The sequence below is a fragment of the Gracilibacillus alcaliphilus genome, assembly GCF_016909015.1.
GTDB classification, from domain to species: Bacteria; Bacillota; Bacilli; order Bacillales; family Amphibacillaceae; genus Gracilibacillus; species Gracilibacillus alcaliphilus.
In genome coordinates this window covers 282,600-297,106 of record NZ_JAFBFA010000001.1, presented here as the reverse complement: position 1 = coordinate 297,106, position 14,507 = coordinate 282,600, and the positions used below count along the sequence as shown (strand labels likewise).

Sequence of the window (14,507 nt, the reverse complement as noted above, 5' to 3'; positions counted from 1 at the left end):
AGCCTTGTGAAGGGGCACACCGGGATAAAAGCTAAAATAATTATCAAATGTTAATGACAACTTTTCTTGCTTCTATTTATACTAAGGACGGGAGGGATGTTAATGGGCAAGTCAACAAGGTTAGCTTTAGAAAAGTTATTTACCACCTATATTCATGATTTACCAGCAGAAGAATTAACCAAGATAGAGGGATCGGTCACCTATAAATACATAGGCAAGCATGAAAATATCCATCTTTTAGGTGATGCGATCGACCATATTTATGCTATTGCTTCCGGCTTAGTCCGCTGTTTTTATTTGGATCACGACGGCAATGATATTACTCATATGTTTTTACGAGAACAACAATTTTGCTATGGAGAGGAGCTTATTGGCAATCTGCCTGTTTATCTCTGTTATGAAACTTTAACAGATTGCATACAGCTTTTTAGTCCAGAATGCCGCCGAACGATATTTCGCTTTCCAACAAATGTACAGTGATTTAGAAGGACAGATTCAACAGTCTTATATCGCTTCTTATTTAGGCATAACCCCAGTCTCCCTCAGCCGGATTCGCAAAATAATAAAGGAGAGGATTTAGCATGTACGATGAAACGAACAAACCACAACTGCCGCTCGTTGCACTTGGAACATGGGCATGGGGCACGGGAATCAGCGGCAGTAAGCTTATATTTGGGAAAAATACATCGGAGAACAATTGTATCAAGTCTATCAAGAAGCAGTACAGCAGGGATTCACCTTATGGGACACGGCCCCTGTTTACGGAAATGGAAGCAGTGAAGCACTGCTTGGAGAGTTAGCAGCAGATGATGAAACTATTATGTTATCTACTAAATTCTTACCTACCATCCTTCATACACGCAACGCCTTAGCTAAATCATTTCAAAAAAGCTGTCATCGGTTAAAAAGAAAACAGATTGATATTTTTTGGATTCATACTGCTAACAATGTTGAAAAATGGACAAATGAATTAATTCCAATTCTGGAAAAGAAACAGATACATATGGTAGGTGTTTCTAATCATAATTTAGACCAAATTAAAGCAGCTAAAGATATTTTAGACCAAGCTGGATTTCGGTTGGGAGAGGTTCAAAATCATTTTAGTTTGATTTATAAGCAGGATGAACAAAATGGGGTATTGGATTATTGCCTTACAGAAGGAATTGCCTATTTTTTCCTATATGATTTTGGAGCAGGGTGCTTTAACTGGGGTTTACACAGAACAACAGCCTTTCGCTAAGATTTCACGCCGCGGCAAGGCATACCCGCCATCGGTCTTAAGGAGCTTATCTCCCATCCATGCCGTTGTTCAGCAGTTAGCAGCAACTTATCAAGTGTCGAATACGGCGATTCTGATAGCTTGGGCCATTGCCAAAAGGACCATTCCCATTATTGGTATTACTAAATTACATCACATAAAAAGCCTAAAAGAAGCCGTTGGTTTACGTTTAACTGCAAATGACATGCATAGATTAGCAAACAATGCCGACCTAACCGCAATTTCGATTCCAGGCGAATGGGAATAAGATTAACCTGCTTAAAACGATTGGATATCAATTTGTCCCCACTACTGAAGACTTTTAATAAAACGAGAGTTACTTCGGTGTCATCCTCCATTTATTCCCCGCTTCCACTTCTTAGGAACCTCGCTAATCTGGAAGAGGGGATATGTGATCAGTCTTTGGAGAAGATGATTACGTCGTTGTATGCACTTTCAGATAGGAACATCGTTCGATGGGGTTGCTGAAAATGGAAGTACAATCCTTACCGCCAATCCGCCATATTCACTTGCTTCAATAACTATGTCTCCCCCATGTGAAGCAGCAATTTGCTTGACTATCAGCAGGCCCAAACCATGTCTGATCTCACCTTTATGATCATTGTCCAACATATAATGAGGCGTATTATTGAGAACATCCATTTGTTCTGCCGTCATACCTACTCCATTATCCGCTACAGAAACAGTACATGCCTCTTGCTGAATGATGATGGATATATAGATTTTACAGCCATTTTCATTATGATTAATGCTATTTTGAATCAAATTACCAATCGCTCGTTTCCATAAAGATTTGTCTATTGGCAAGATACAAGCTGAAACTTGCTCATCCACGATCCATTCTATTGGATATTTGCCGGCTAAATCAATATTTATAAATTCTACTGCTACTTCGCGTACAACAGCAATTATATTTTCATCCTTTAAATGAAGGGGCTGCATATTGTATTCTAACTTAGAGGCTAAATTCAGATCATCGATAAGCTGCTTGATTTTTTCACTTTGTTTTCTGATTACCGTCATTTTTTGTCTCGATTCTTGATCCAGGTTTTCCTCCTCTTCCAACTGGCCAATATACCCCATCACCATTGATAAAGGTGTCCGTATATCATGCGAAACACCAGCAATCCAATTCGATCGTGCTTCCTCCTTCTTTTGAAGCATCCGCTGTTGTGATTGTAATATTTCAGATGTTTGATTAATATTTACGGCAAGTTCTGATAAAGGACCTTTTTCTTTTACATTAACGTTTTCATTTTTTGGTAAATATTGAATTCCTTCCACAATGGGGCCGACTGATTTTAATAGTTTGTAGTTGGCAGCCATATAAATTAGAAAAATGACGACAAGATTAGACACAATGAGAATAAGTGTATTTTGTGGCAAATTTTCAATAAATTGATAATCCCAGCTAGGCGATATATGCTTCCAGAAGGACTCTTTCGGATAGCCGACAACCATTAACCCCTCTTCCGCCTCACCTGTAAATGTAGGATAGTCATTCACATAGCCTCTGGTTAAAGAAGCAATATCAGATAATGTATAATCTTTAGGAATATCATCAGGTAGATTATCAGAATGCCAGACTACCTCTTTGGTCCTATCATCAATAAAAATAGCCCAAGCTTGCTCTTTGATCAGTTCTTGCACTATTTCCTCCTGCAGGATATATTCACCATTCTCTTGTTTGATTGCTTCTGCTGCACCTTGTGCACTCTTCCACGGAGAGCCGTTCGGACTTTGATTGTTCACATAAATAGAGAGAAAGGCTGAATTGAGAACAACTAATAAGACTATGCTTAACATAAGCAGACCAAGAAAACGCAGACTCCATTTAGAAATATTTTTTAGCCCACTTTTCATTCTAAGCCTCCTCTACAATTAACTTATATCCTAATCCCTTCACTGTTAAGAGAGATACAGGTTGAGATGGATTAGCTTCTATTTTTTCACGAATTCGCCGTATATGTGCCATCAAAGAATTTTCATAACCAAATGGATTTTCTCCCCAGGCTGCTTCACACAACGCGTCTATTGTCACAATACGGCCGGCTTGACGATATAAAGCAGACAACAGAGCAAATTCTTTAGCTGTTAACGGCAAATCCTCACCTTTTTTTACGATTACGGCACGTTCAAAATCAATTTTACAGTGTCTCAAAGGGACTTGGGGATTTTCTCCTTTATAGCTTCGTTTAAGAATCGCTGTTATCCGAAAAATTAATTCCTTTGGTAAAAATGGCTTAACTAGATAATCGTCTGCTCCCATATCAAATCCAGTCAGCTTATCCTCATCCTCCCCACGTGCAGTTAGGAAAAGAACTGGATAATCTGCCTTTTCTCTTAATTGTTCTAATAAATCGAATCCACTGCCATCAGGTAACATCACATCTAAGATGGCGAATTCTGGTTTGAAGTCATCTGCCACCCGAATCGCTTCTTTCATCGTTTGAGCGGTTTGTATATATTGGAATCCATTATCCGTTAAAAAGGAAGTAACCATTTCCAATAATGCAAGTTCATCATCTACGATTAAAATTCGTTTTTGTTTTAAATATTCCATCACGTCTCATCCTTTCTATACCATTATTATAGAACAATCCAACTAGTCTCTGGCTCTTTTTTTGAAATTATAAGGTAATTGTAAGGTAACGAGAAGGGAGATGTCAGGTTGGAAAGATATGATTGGATTAATTAATGGAAAGGAGAACATGTACATGAATATTATTGAAACAAACAATTTAACAAAAAGTTATGGTGATTTTCAAGCTGTTTCAGAAATGAATCTTCATATAAAGAAAGGCACCGTCTATGGCTTCCTTGGTCCAAACGGCGCCGGTAAATCAACAGCAATGAAAATGCTTCTAGGATTAACGAGACCAACAAGTGGAAGTTTTACAATCAACGGGAAAAAGTACCCTGAAAACCGGATTGCTATTTTAAAAAATATCGGTTCCTTTATTGAAGGACCTGCCTTTTACGGTAATCTTACCGGAGAAGAAAACTTAGAAATTGTCCAAAACATTTTAGGCCTTCCACATACTTCTGTTTTAGAAGCGCTGGAAATGGTCGGACTTACTAAGACGAAAAAACAATTAGCTAAGAAATATTCACTTGGTATGAAGCAACGGCTTGGGTTAGCCAGTGCCTTGATCGGCAAGCCTTCTATTCTTATCCTTGATGAGCCGACAAATGGACTGGATCCAGTCGGTATTCATGAAATTCGCAGCCTGATTCGTTCCTTACCGGAAAAATTTGATTGTACTGTGCTCGTTTCTTCACATTTACTATCAGAAATCGAACTGATGGCTGATGATATCGGAATTCTCAATCAAGGCAGACTCCTTTTTGAAGGAACATTAGATGAATTAGAAATGAAAGCTGTTGAGATGGGGTATCCAACAGACAATTTAGAAGACACCTTCCTAGCTATTGTGGATGCAGATAATAAAAAGCGAGGGAGTCTCCGGTGATGCTTACTATGGAATGGAAAAAAAGTAAACGAACAGGATTCATTCCGAGCTTTTTAGGAGGAGCTTTATTAACAGGTTTGATTCCGATTTTATATATGGCGTTTATTTCAGAGATAGATACGAATTTGGATATTAATCCGCTTCATGTCCTTTTAGATGCAAATTGGCAAATGATGGCGATGTTAAAGGTGTCACTTATTGTTGTAGGAGCCTGCTTATTATATTATGTAGAATCTTCAGATAATGCCCTGCAAAAGATGCAATCATTACCTATAAAAGATGAAAACTTATTTTTCGCCAAGTTTCTTCTTATAAGCTTGATCTACTTAGGTGTCCTTGTGATGGAAGCTATTGGACTTGGTTTTAGCTCTGTATTCTGGTTTTTAGAATATCCAGATTTACCTATGGAGTTGGTGAAAAATATCGGCTATATGTTTATGTTGAGTCTTCCAGCAATCGTACTAGCCTTATTGATCGCTTCCTTTTTCACAAATATATGGATTGCACTTGGGCTTGGTATGATTGGTATTTTTTTAGCAACCCAACTCTCTAATCAAAATGTTATTTTAGCATCCTTTCCTTTTAATCTGCCTTTTCAAACGATGCATGGTACAGATGCAGCTGCACCAGATACATTGATTTGGGTTGCGTTGATTGAAACGGTTGTACTGCTGGTTATTCAAAAGGTAAGTGTGTCTATGAGGAGGTATTTTAGATGAGTTTCTTTCATTTAATTCAAGTGGAACATAAAAAAATCCGGCGTTCCAGGATTTTATTGCTTTTACTTATCGCAGCTATCGTTCTTTGGCTGCCTGCAATATTTAATATAGATTTGAGTTTTGATACACGAGCAACCGGTATTGCACCCGAAGATAATTTCTTTATCCAGGGGTTTCTTGGATTTTCCTGGTTTTTATTTCCTGCTGGTATGGTGGTTGCCACCGTATTGATTCGTCAGTTAGAGCGAGGAAATAAAGGAATATTAAAAATGCTTGCTTTACCGATCAATCCAGCTTTATTAAGCTTAGCTAAATTTGCGGTATTGCTGTTTATTGCAGCGATATTTATCTTATTTGCTGTGATTATCTACTATGTTGCTGCTGGCTATGGAACGATGGTGAATGACTATCATTTGCTGCTGTCTCCAACATTTGTGTTCAAAGTAGCAGCTGTCTTTTTTTTAGTTTCTATTCCTATGCTTTCCTTCTTTTGGCTGCTTTCCGTTTGCATGCAGACGATGATTTTTTCTGCAGGTATTTCATTAGTATCTGTTATTCCGTCTATTCTAATAATGAATTCAGATTACTGGTTTATCTATCCGATGTGCTATCCCTTTTTCGTCGTAACTGCTAAATACGGACAATTAGCAGCTCATCTTTCGACAACTCCCATAAGTTACCTTCCATGGATACCTGTTGCCGTCGGATTTGCAGTCATTTGTTTAGCCTTTTCCTGTCTATTCTTCGGGAAAGCGGAAAGGAGGTAGGGTTGCTAATGCATAAAATGTTAACCGGTAGCTGTACAATAATGATATTCATTTCTTGGACCATTTTGATTCTTCGGATGAACGATTGGGCGCTGCAATCGCCAATAGCTGAACGTATGATCTTATCTTATGCCATTGTGATGATTTTTAGTGGGATTTTCACTGTCTTTACTTATATAAAAGCAGACAGGAACATACTTATGAAAGTGTGTCTGCTGATCAATGGTTTATATGCCATCGTGGGGACAGCAGCAGTGTTTTTGATTGTTGCTACATAATGATCCACTGCTTCTAATCTTAATAAGCCCAACGAGTTATGGTTCGTTGGGCTTGCTTCATATATAAGGACCTTATATGCCTAACTGACTTAAGAGATCGATACCATCAGAAGAAACCCAGTATTCATGCAGTTGACCATCCTTTACCAAAAAGATATCCATACCTGAAAACTGTACTTTTTTGCCTATCTCTGCTGTCGCACCATCCATCCCGCCTTTATAGCTGCCGGTAAATGTCCAGCGCGCTGATACATAAGGAGTCTCTACAATAGGGCCTACATCTACAGTCATCTCCACATCAGAGAAGTAATACTTCCCCTCTGTAATCATCTTTTTTAATGCTTCAGGTCCTTGTTGCTGGTGAGAAGATTCGCCGTCTATTCGTGCTTGTTGTACCAGGCAGGCCGGAGATACGATTTGATCCAATATGGAAACATCTTCATTCCAAGCTTTTACCCAAGCTAGATACAATTCTTTTGCCTTCATATTTTTCCTCCATTCTATTACTCTTTACCCTAATCACAACTATATTAACTAAACAAATCTGACAACTAACAAGTAGATCACTATCTATTTTTCACCATTTCTACTTACCTTTCCTGCTGCTGCCATAGCAGCCAACACTTTTAAATCATTACTGTTATTCTCGGAAAACTGTGTATATTCTGGTGTCTCGATACCGTAAAGGGCAATTTTTCCTTCTTCATTAAAATGAATCCCCCAGCCTAACTTCTTCGGTAAAGCAGATGCATGTAAGCAGGCATGCGATTTTGCAAAAAAAGCCGTTTTTGCTGCTTCTAAATCTGCTGGTGAAATTTCTTTGTGACGTACATGCACCTCAAAAAGCAACTCGCTTTGTGTATGAGTATACGGGTTCATGGATAATAGTCATATTTGCGCCTTTGTTGGCTTTTTACCACGGGCTGCTGGAGGCTGTCCTGTTGCTGCCGTGCTGTCAGGTGTAACAGTAATAAATGTTTGATAATAATTTAAGTCATTCTTTTTCATCTGCACACCTCCTTGTTTAGTTGTTTTCTTTATCATATAACGCCTAATAACAAAAGTAAAACGCTTACTTTCAAAACTACTCGATGTAAGACAGTTTTTGAACTACCCCCACTTAGGAGATCTTATCTAACATATCCTTTCTTGCATTCGCTATTTTTTCGTGAAACCGGGCCACTTTTCTTTTTTGTTTATGCCAATTAGCAGAACCATTTGTCGCCTGGAGAGAATCACCTGGGCTTTTGCCAGCTTCTCTTCTATTGTCCGAAGAAATCTTGGGTTCTCATACACAGTTCCATCTGAAAGGGTGGCAAAATCAGTTAAGTCTTATGGATAAGCGTTAGTTGGCTTGTGTTCGGATAGATCCGGAAACAACATGCTTTTTTTATTTTCATGGCTTCTCGCCTGTTTCTGATAAACTAGAAATCTGCACCTATTATAATAGTGAACTTTTTGGATACATCCTTTAAAATCCATTGCTGTTTCTGCTACAATAGGTTTATTATCGTATAATTGAAAAATCATAAATGGTAGCGATTAATAATTATAAACTGGGGGGATTAACAGATGGAAATGACCAAGACTAATCCTAATATAAATGACTATCTAAAACGGATAGGCTATGATGGGCCATTGGATGGCAGTGTAGAAACGCTTGCCAAACTGCAGGAAAAGCACTTGCATGCTGTCCCTTATGAAAATCTTGATATTTTAAATCAGATTCCACTCTCTTTGGAAATTTCTGATTTATTTGATAAAATTGTCATTCGCGGCAGAGGAGGTTATTGTTTTGAATTAAATATGTTATTTGGCTGGCTGCTGCGCGAGCTTGGATATACTGTAACTGATTATTTCGCTCGCTTTTGGCGCGATGAGCCGAATCCACCGCCCAAGCGCCGTCATCAAGTATTAAGAGTGGATGTGAAGGGAACGTCCTATTTGTGTGATGTAGGTGTCGGCTTAGTAATTCCCAGAAGGCCTATAGAAATGAAGGAAGGCTTGAAACAGCGGCAAGGTGACGAAATCTATCGACTGGATAAGGATCCGCAATTTGGCTGGATGCTGATGGATTGGAAGCATGGACAATGGGAACGATTGTACTCTTTTTCTGAAGAGCCGCAGCTGCCCCGTGATTTCCTGATGGCATCTTATTGGTGTGAGAACAGCCCTGACTCAATTTTCACTCAGATGACTATGATTTCCATTTTCACAAAGGAAGGGCGAAACACCGTTGCAGGCAAAGAATTCCGTCTGTTTAGAGATCAAGACGTTGAAGTATTTACACCAGCCAGTGACAAAGAATATGCCCAAGCTTTAAAGAAATATTTTGGCATTGTTTTATCAAGCTAAGCCTATGCAGTAATCTTGAAAATAGGATACAGACGTTATTTTTTCTTATGTTTTCGGTTGTATCCTATTTTTAATTTAAATTTCTCCCGTCTCCCGTTCGATCTGAAGCAAAGTCTCCTTCATAATTGCTTTGTTGCTGTCAAGATAATTATAAAAATACGCCAGAGTCACTTTTTCATTGTCAATATAAAGACCGACTTTCGCTCCATTCTGTATTAAGCTAGAGACAAATTCCGAAATGACATCACATCTATTGATCTGGTTCATTTCCTCTGCAATATCAAACTGATAGATATCATATTCCATGATATAATTTTGATTGAAGATATTTTTTTTCAACTCTTTAATAGAAAGTCTGTTATCGAATCTCCGAATAATAGAAATCACTTTTGCAAGCTGATCATAATCGATTATTTTTAGGGCTATCAAGTCTATTCCCTCTTTCAATATTAACTTTTTGTGAATTTTCTCATTTAATCATATACAGAACTGACAAAGCCGTCAATTTCCACATACAATCTGTTTCCTATCACACTCATGATACAACACATATATGGTAAATCTATGTTATGATTAATTTATCAAAAATGAACTCATCTATTGATTTTAAAATGCGCAAGGGGGTGAAGTGTATTGTCATTACCTTGATCATCAGTTTGCAATACAGGACCCTTTAATCAAGTATAAATATAAAATCAGAGGTGATCTACATGAAATATGTTCAAGTACACGTTCGCGGCAGAGTACAAGGAGTAGGTTTTCGTTTTTTCACCCAATCAACCGCTATGCAGCATGATATATCTGGCTGGGTGATGAATCAAGAAGATGGCAGTGTGTTAATCGAAGCTATAGGCAAAGAAGAGGATATGTCCACTTTCTTAACAAAAATGAAGCAAGGTCCCTCACGTTTTGCCAAAGTGCAAGAAATAGATATTACCAACCTAAAAGGAAATCCCGGCTTTCAATCATTTGAAATCAGAGGGTATTAGTAAAGGAGAAGCCTTTTTTATGGCTTCTCCTTTACTATGCCGGTGTTACAAAAAATCCGACAATCTGATTATCCTGATCTACAGCTACTTCCAAATTAACTTCCTCCCCTGAAAATAAGCCTTGATAGGTTAGTGAATAAAATTCATCTACTTGCTGGGTTTGCTGGTATTCATAATCGATAAAGTCACCTAGCTGTTCATTCAGCTGATTCCATAGATCCTCCATTTCCTCTGCATCTAGTTCCGTATTCATCATTTCACTAAAATTTTCTGTTGATTGCTCAAACTCTCCGGCTGCCAATGCTGATAGAAAAGCATCCGCTGTTTCGATAACCTCGCTCGGTACATCTGCGTCATCTATTACCTCTGCCTCAGTTTCCTCCTGATTGGTTTCCTCTGCCGGACTGTCTTCTGCTTGCTCTGAACTATCTGATTCTGTATCATCGCTGCACGCTACAAGTGTAAACACTCCAATCAACATAATCAAAACTAGTTTTTTCATTCCGTATCCTCCTCCATATTTTCAGATTGCTCATGAATCCACGCCGCTATATCTAATATAACTTGTTCGTCTACATGGCCGGGAGTCATATATTCTGTCACTGTTCCTTGATGTTCTCCTTGCGATTCGATAAAGAAATGGTTAAGGTTTGGATAACTTTTTAATGCAGCATTCGGTTGATCACCCAATTTGGTTTGCCATTGTGAAAAGTCAGCTTCCATTGTCACCTGAAAATCGGCTTCCCCTTGCAAGATGAATATTGGTTTATTCGAATCTAATGCCATTTGACCAGCATCGTAAGAAGCCATTTCTTTCAAATAATAACCACTTACCCCATACACATTATGCTTGATAGCCTCGGTGTCCGTCAAATCTTGCATACTGGCTGCCAGTTCCTTTGTTTCCTCTATTTCTTGCATATAAGCTTGTTTTTCCTCTTCCGCTAGGTTTTCTGGAATCACTGCCATTTGCTGATCATAAATAATCTCCCACAAAAAGCGTGGTGAACCAGCCAAGATAACCATTCCGTCTGTATCTGCCTGTTGATCAATACGTGGTGCCAGCATACCGCCAAGTGAATGGCCGATAATATATACTTGACCGATGCGCGGATCTGCCTGTAATAGATGAATGGCAGCGACTGCATCGTCAATTGTTTCTTCCTTAACGGTTAATTCATTTCCAAATTCCGCAACAAGTTCTTCCGCATATTCATAAGTTCGTTTCGGATAACGAAGTACAGCAATCTCTTGTTCTGCTAAGCTATACGCAAAATCTTGGAATGGTTTATAAGCGAATACAGCTTCATTCATATCAGATGGTCCAGAACCATGAACTAAAACAACCGCAGGAATCGGTTGTTCCGTTTTTTCTGGCAAAGTTAATTTCCCCGCTAATTCATAACTGCCACCTGTATTTATCAGGATATCTTCCTCGATTACTTGATCAGGAAGTGGTCTTTCTTCTGCTAGATTCTGTTCAGCTTGTATATGTAATCCCTGCAATTTGTCTTGTTGGTCCCAAGTCATGCGAATATGTACCACTTTCTCTTCGAAACTTGCTTCAGCTTCCATGATAGTATAATCTTGCCGTGTATCGGATTCCAATGCGCTAAATGATACAAGCGTCTGCCCTCGCACTGCCTCCCAATTCTCTTGTAATTCTTCTGGAGATAACCGCTCCTGCAGAGAATTGGAAAAATAAGTTTCCGTCAATTCTTGATAGGATTCACTTTCCAGTAATTTTAAGATATCTTCTGATTTGGTCCCGACGTTCTCCGTATCATTGGAACAACCTGCCACTATCAACAAGATAGTAATTATAAGTAACCCTCTGATCATTCGTTCGACCTCCTCCATATCATATACGAATGGAATAAAAAAATGTTTCAAAAAACAGAAAATGCTGCCAAAGTGAAAATCACCCCTTTTCGAAAGAGGCGATACCTCATGCCCAAAAGAAGTGATTGAATGTTTTGAAAATTTCCCTGTCTATCATCTGCTCAGTTCTAACCACTTTTAAATAAAGACAAAAATAGCTAAAGCAATAACAGATCCCAAGATCGCGATCACATAGATCAGGGTGAGATTTGTTACATTTCTGCCTGTTGATTCACTGTAATCTGCATCTCCTCTGCCACCAAGCATCAACGTGGAAATTAGTGCAATAATGCCTACAATAATTATTAGTGCAACATATACTTTCATCCATAATCACCTACTATTCCGTTTTTATCATGGTGCTATCCATCCAGAAGTTCCGCCTTACACGGCTATTATCTCCAGTGTACTGTATGATGCCATCTCAATTATAGGATAGATTCTGGATCGCCGAGATATGTTTATATTAGTAATGAAGGCTGGTAATATTTTCTCTCAGGCTAGTACTTCCTTGAGGATGATCATAGCGAGGTATCCATCAAACGGCAGCTCTTTAAAAATACGATCACATCGATTTTTTCGAGAAACGGAGCAGAGAACTTGCAGATGATGTGGGAAATTTCAGCAGAAGTTTCTCTATCACCAGCTCCGTCATTCGCCGTGTCATTTTATTGAACTTTTTGAACAACCTATATATATAGTAAAATAAATTTATCTATATACTAAGATTATCACATTATTCATCACTTGGAAATGATCTGCACATCTATTAAAAAATGATGAGGCAGTTCACGATGTGAATGCAACATTTTGTAACAGCTTTTTTGTATGATGGATGTTCCTTTTGATGGTTGCTAGTGATGGGAAAGAGCATTCACATAAGGCATCTTTTTTCATCTTTCCAAGTCGGCTTCAAAGGATAGAACCATAGCATGAAAAAGATGGAATAACCTTGGCAACAGATTAAGGGTTTGAAAGATAAGATAAATCTGGCATCTTATCAAAAGGTAACTCCTTGGAGCTTAAACCACTAAGTAAACTCCAGCATCTTTACAAAAAATAACTCCTTAAAGCTTAAACCACTAGGCAAACCCCGGTATCTTTGCTAATGACAACTCCTTAACGCTAAAAAAGAGGGACTGTTCCTCTGAGATTGTTTCTAATGCTTCAAGAGACTGTGTGATTTCCTCTTGATATTGTTGCTGCTGAACCTCTTCTTGTGCAATAACATCTTCATCTAATTCCACACTTTCCCCGGTAATATTGGTATACTCTTGCTGCAATTCCTCTACTCCCGTTGAAGCCGCCGCAATTTCAGTCTCCCATTTACTGGCTGATGTTGTTTCCGCTATGCTTGTAGTATTGGATACAACTAAACCACCTGCAATTACTGCCAGTAACGCAGAGTTCTTTAATTCCTTCATCTTCCTTCCCCCTTAGTTAACTTAATTTTCAGATATCAATTCATAGATTAAACGATTGATGCTCCTCCTCCCATTTAGGTCTTTGTACACCTCCTGATTTCTCTGCATAATATATAACAAGTGATATTCGCAATGTTTATAAGCAGCATCCACCTTTAATTATAATTGATTTTCTTTGTTCGGAATATTGAGGAATGTTAATAATATTATGTTTTTTTGCATGAAAAGTAGTCCATTATAATTAAAAATAAACCATTTTATGGATGTAATGAAATTAAGATTATTTACAGGTCATATTCTGATATGCCCTAAGTAAAACTGTTCAAATTCAGCCAACAAAAATAAGCCCGACTACGAATGAATCATCTTCATTCGTAGCAGGACTTATTTTTGTACAAATCATTGTTCTTCTGTTAATTCTCTTCAAAGAACTTACGGTTTAATGCGATATATTCATGTTCATTGTCTGGTACTTCATCTTCCATATAAATTGCTTCCACTGGGCAAACCGCTTCACATGCGCCACAATCAATGCAGATGTCCGGGTCAATGTAAAACATGTCTTTCCCTTCCTCTATACAATCAACAGGACAAACCTCAACACATTCGCCTGCTTTTTCTTCTTTACAAGGTGAAGTAATAATAAATGCCACTATTGTCCCTCCTTTGTTCAAAGTCACTATGTATCTCTATACTTACCTATCATACCATAATTTCGGTACACCGAATACCATTATAGCTCAAAATAAGGAGAATACAAGTGAATTTAGTCATAATTTATCGTTTCATCCCAAATTCTTTCGGAGATAAACTCTCCCCCAATTTTCTGAATCAGAAAGATATCTGGATTTGTAAGCATTTTCCATCCTTGAAAACCAAAATCAATTTGGAACCTTCTTAACATTAAAGCTAATAAATTCCCATGAGTTACGATCACAATATTCTCATTCTCTTGATCATCCATACATTCTGATAACACTTGTTCACCACGGGTATAGGCTTCCATTGAAGATTCGCCGCCTGGTAATTTAAAGTTTAAATTTTGAAAAGATTCTTCCAATATCTCCATCCAATCATCCACTGGTTCTTCGCTCAATATCCGTTCCTCTAACCGCTTGTCTATTTCAATCGTAAGCTGATGACTTTCAGCAAACGGCTTAATGCTCTCTTGTGCACGTAAATACGGGCTTGACATAATGCGATTTATCTTAAAAGGAAGCTCCTCCAATTTATGTGCTAATGCCTGAGACTGTTTGATTCCCACCTTAGACAGTGGGGAGTCAATATGCTGCTCTGGTGCATGACAATGTCGGATTAATAGAATTCTTTTCATGTTATCAGC

General features: G+C 38.2%; 22 protein-coding genes and 1 pseudogene. 10 read left to right on the top strand and 13 right to left on the bottom strand.

Translation table 11 applies throughout. From position 1 onward, the window contains the following. The first annotated feature begins 102 nt into the window (after positions 1 to 102). The 4 genes from JOD18_RS01580 to JOD18_RS01565 all read left to right on the top strand — a co-directional run bounded on the left by JOD18_RS01580 (position 103) and on the right by JOD18_RS01565 (position 1,526). Positions 103 to 480 carry a Crp/Fnr family transcriptional regulator gene (locus JOD18_RS01580; RefSeq protein WP_204667118.1) on the top strand — a complete coding sequence of 126 codons (378 nt, stop codon included), beginning with the start codon at positions 103 to 105 and terminating at the stop codon, positions 478 to 480. 101 nt (positions 481 to 581) lie between these two features. Next, positions 582 to 800 (top strand): hypothetical protein, encoded by a 219-nt coding sequence (locus tag JOD18_RS01575; RefSeq protein WP_204667206.1) that lies wholly within the window; start codon positions 582 to 584, stop codon positions 798 to 800. Further along, the gene (locus JOD18_RS24925; RefSeq protein ID WP_204667117.1) at positions 698 to 1,240 is read left to right on the top strand and encodes an aldo/keto reductase; all 543 of its coding nucleotides are present in this window, start codon (positions 698 to 700) and stop codon (positions 1,238 to 1,240) included. Before JOD18_RS01575 ends, JOD18_RS24925 begins: the two co-directional genes overlap by 103 nt. Next, positions 1,131 to 1,526: an aldo/keto reductase gene (locus JOD18_RS01565; RefSeq protein ID WP_204667116.1), complete on the top strand. Its 396-nt coding sequence runs from the start codon at positions 1,131 to 1,133 to the stop codon at positions 1,524 to 1,526. The genes JOD18_RS24925 and JOD18_RS01565 overlap by 110 nt, the downstream gene beginning before the upstream one ends. A gap of 188 nt (positions 1,527 to 1,714) precedes the next feature. Here JOD18_RS01565 and JOD18_RS01560 read toward each other — a convergent pair whose 3' ends face one another. Together JOD18_RS01560 and JOD18_RS01555 are read right to left on the bottom strand one after the other, a co-directional pair. Continuing rightward, the gene (locus JOD18_RS01560; RefSeq protein WP_204667115.1) at positions 1,715 to 3,142 is read right to left on the bottom strand and encodes a sensor histidine kinase; all 1,428 of its coding nucleotides are present in this window, start codon (positions 3,140 to 3,142) and stop codon (positions 1,715 to 1,717) included. Position 3,143: 1 nt separating this feature from the next. Continuing rightward, complete coding sequence (locus tag JOD18_RS01555) at positions 3,144 to 3,842, bottom strand: response regulator transcription factor (protein ID WP_204667114.1); 699 nt, start codon at positions 3,840 to 3,842, stop codon at positions 3,144 to 3,146. 154 nt (positions 3,843 to 3,996) lie between these two features. Between JOD18_RS01555 and JOD18_RS01550 the strand changes: the two genes are divergently transcribed. The 4 genes from JOD18_RS01550 to JOD18_RS01535 are packed head-to-tail and all read left to right on the top strand — an operon-like array spanning position 3,997 to position 6,516. Continuing rightward, positions 3,997 to 4,752, top strand: a complete 756-nt coding sequence (locus tag JOD18_RS01550) for an ABC transporter ATP-binding protein (protein WP_204667113.1) — start codon at positions 3,997 to 3,999, stop codon at positions 4,750 to 4,752. Further along, on the top strand, positions 4,752 to 5,471 hold the full coding sequence (locus JOD18_RS01545; RefSeq protein ID WP_204667112.1) for an ABC transporter permease: 720 nt from the start codon (positions 4,752 to 4,754) through the stop codon (positions 5,469 to 5,471). Before JOD18_RS01550 ends, JOD18_RS01545 begins: the two co-directional genes overlap by 1 nt. Then, positions 5,468 to 6,238: an ABC transporter permease gene (locus JOD18_RS01540; RefSeq protein ID WP_204667111.1), complete on the top strand. Its 771-nt coding sequence runs from the start codon at positions 5,468 to 5,470 to the stop codon at positions 6,236 to 6,238. The genes JOD18_RS01545 and JOD18_RS01540 overlap by 4 nt, the downstream gene beginning before the upstream one ends. A gap of 8 nt (positions 6,239 to 6,246) precedes the next feature. Then, entirely contained in the window at positions 6,247 to 6,516 is a 270-nt protein-coding gene (locus JOD18_RS01535; protein WP_204667110.1) for a hypothetical protein, read from the top strand. 72 nt (positions 6,517 to 6,588) lie between these two features. Here JOD18_RS01535 and JOD18_RS01530 read toward each other — a convergent pair whose 3' ends face one another. The 4 genes and pseudogenes from JOD18_RS01530 to JOD18_RS24920 form a co-directional block, all read right to left on the bottom strand. Beyond that, entirely contained in the window at positions 6,589 to 7,002 is a 414-nt protein-coding gene (locus JOD18_RS01530) for an ester cyclase (protein WP_204667109.1), read from the bottom strand. A gap of 84 nt (positions 7,003 to 7,086) precedes the next feature. Beyond that, a complete protein-coding gene (locus tag JOD18_RS01525) occupies positions 7,087 to 7,395 on the bottom strand; it encodes a DUF6157 family protein (protein ID WP_239587843.1) in 309 nt (102 codons plus the stop codon). A 244-nt stretch (positions 7,396 to 7,639) separates the two neighbouring features. Continuing rightward, a pseudogene (locus JOD18_RS24110) lies at positions 7,640 to 7,845 on the bottom strand (transposase); the annotation flags it as partial. Further along, positions 7,842 to 7,916 carry a helix-turn-helix domain-containing protein gene (locus JOD18_RS24920; RefSeq protein WP_204667201.1) on the bottom strand — a complete coding sequence of 25 codons (75 nt, stop codon included), beginning with the start codon at positions 7,914 to 7,916 and terminating at the stop codon, positions 7,842 to 7,844. The pseudogene JOD18_RS24110 and the gene JOD18_RS24920, both read right to left, overlap by 4 nt. A 172-nt stretch (positions 7,917 to 8,088) precedes the next feature. On the opposite strand from JOD18_RS24920, the gene JOD18_RS01515 reads away from it, so the two are divergent. Further along, the gene (locus tag JOD18_RS01515; RefSeq protein WP_204667108.1) at positions 8,089 to 8,871 is read left to right on the top strand and encodes an arylamine N-acetyltransferase family protein; all 783 of its coding nucleotides are present in this window, start codon (positions 8,089 to 8,091) and stop codon (positions 8,869 to 8,871) included. A gap of 75 nt (positions 8,872 to 8,946) precedes the next feature. Here the strand turns inward: JOD18_RS01515 and JOD18_RS01510 are convergent, their stop codons facing one another. Then, positions 8,947 to 9,300, bottom strand: a complete 354-nt coding sequence (locus tag JOD18_RS01510) for a hypothetical protein (RefSeq protein WP_204667107.1) — start codon at positions 9,298 to 9,300, stop codon at positions 8,947 to 8,949. 281 nt (positions 9,301 to 9,581) lie between these two features. Here JOD18_RS01510 and JOD18_RS01505 point away from each other — a divergent pair, with 281 nt between their 5' ends. Beyond that, positions 9,582 to 9,860: an acylphosphatase gene (locus JOD18_RS01505; RefSeq protein WP_204667106.1), complete on the top strand. Its 279-nt coding sequence runs from the start codon at positions 9,582 to 9,584 to the stop codon at positions 9,858 to 9,860. A 34-nt stretch (positions 9,861 to 9,894) separates the two neighbouring features. Here JOD18_RS01505 and JOD18_RS01500 read toward each other — a convergent pair whose 3' ends face one another. The 6 genes from JOD18_RS01500 to JOD18_RS01475 all read right to left on the bottom strand — a co-directional run bounded on the left by JOD18_RS01500 (position 9,895) and on the right by JOD18_RS01475 (position 14,498). Beyond that, positions 9,895 to 10,362 (bottom strand): DUF3887 domain-containing protein, encoded by a 468-nt coding sequence (locus tag JOD18_RS01500; RefSeq protein ID WP_204667105.1) that lies wholly within the window; start codon positions 10,360 to 10,362, stop codon positions 9,895 to 9,897. After that, the gene (locus JOD18_RS01495) at positions 10,359 to 11,702 is read right to left on the bottom strand and encodes an alpha/beta fold hydrolase (RefSeq protein ID WP_204667104.1); all 1,344 of its coding nucleotides are present in this window, start codon (positions 11,700 to 11,702) and stop codon (positions 10,359 to 10,361) included. The genes JOD18_RS01500 and JOD18_RS01495 overlap by 4 nt, the downstream gene beginning before the upstream one ends. Before the next feature lie 177 nt (positions 11,703 to 11,879). Then, positions 11,880 to 12,068, bottom strand: a complete 189-nt coding sequence (locus tag JOD18_RS01490) for a hypothetical protein (protein ID WP_204667103.1) — start codon at positions 12,066 to 12,068, stop codon at positions 11,880 to 11,882. A 755-nt stretch (positions 12,069 to 12,823) separates the two neighbouring features. Further along, positions 12,824 to 13,165: a hypothetical protein gene (locus JOD18_RS01485; RefSeq protein ID WP_204667102.1), complete on the bottom strand. Its 342-nt coding sequence runs from the start codon at positions 13,163 to 13,165 to the stop codon at positions 12,824 to 12,826. A gap of 413 nt (positions 13,166 to 13,578) precedes the next feature. Continuing rightward, the gene (locus JOD18_RS01480; RefSeq protein ID WP_204667101.1) at positions 13,579 to 13,818 is read right to left on the bottom strand and encodes a 4Fe-4S binding protein; all 240 of its coding nucleotides are present in this window, start codon (positions 13,816 to 13,818) and stop codon (positions 13,579 to 13,581) included. Between the two features lie 113 nt (positions 13,819 to 13,931). Further along, positions 13,932 to 14,498, bottom strand: a complete 567-nt coding sequence (locus JOD18_RS01475; RefSeq protein ID WP_204667100.1) for a histidine phosphatase family protein — start codon at positions 14,496 to 14,498, stop codon at positions 13,932 to 13,934. Between the last annotated feature and the right edge of the window lie 9 nt (positions 14,499 to 14,507).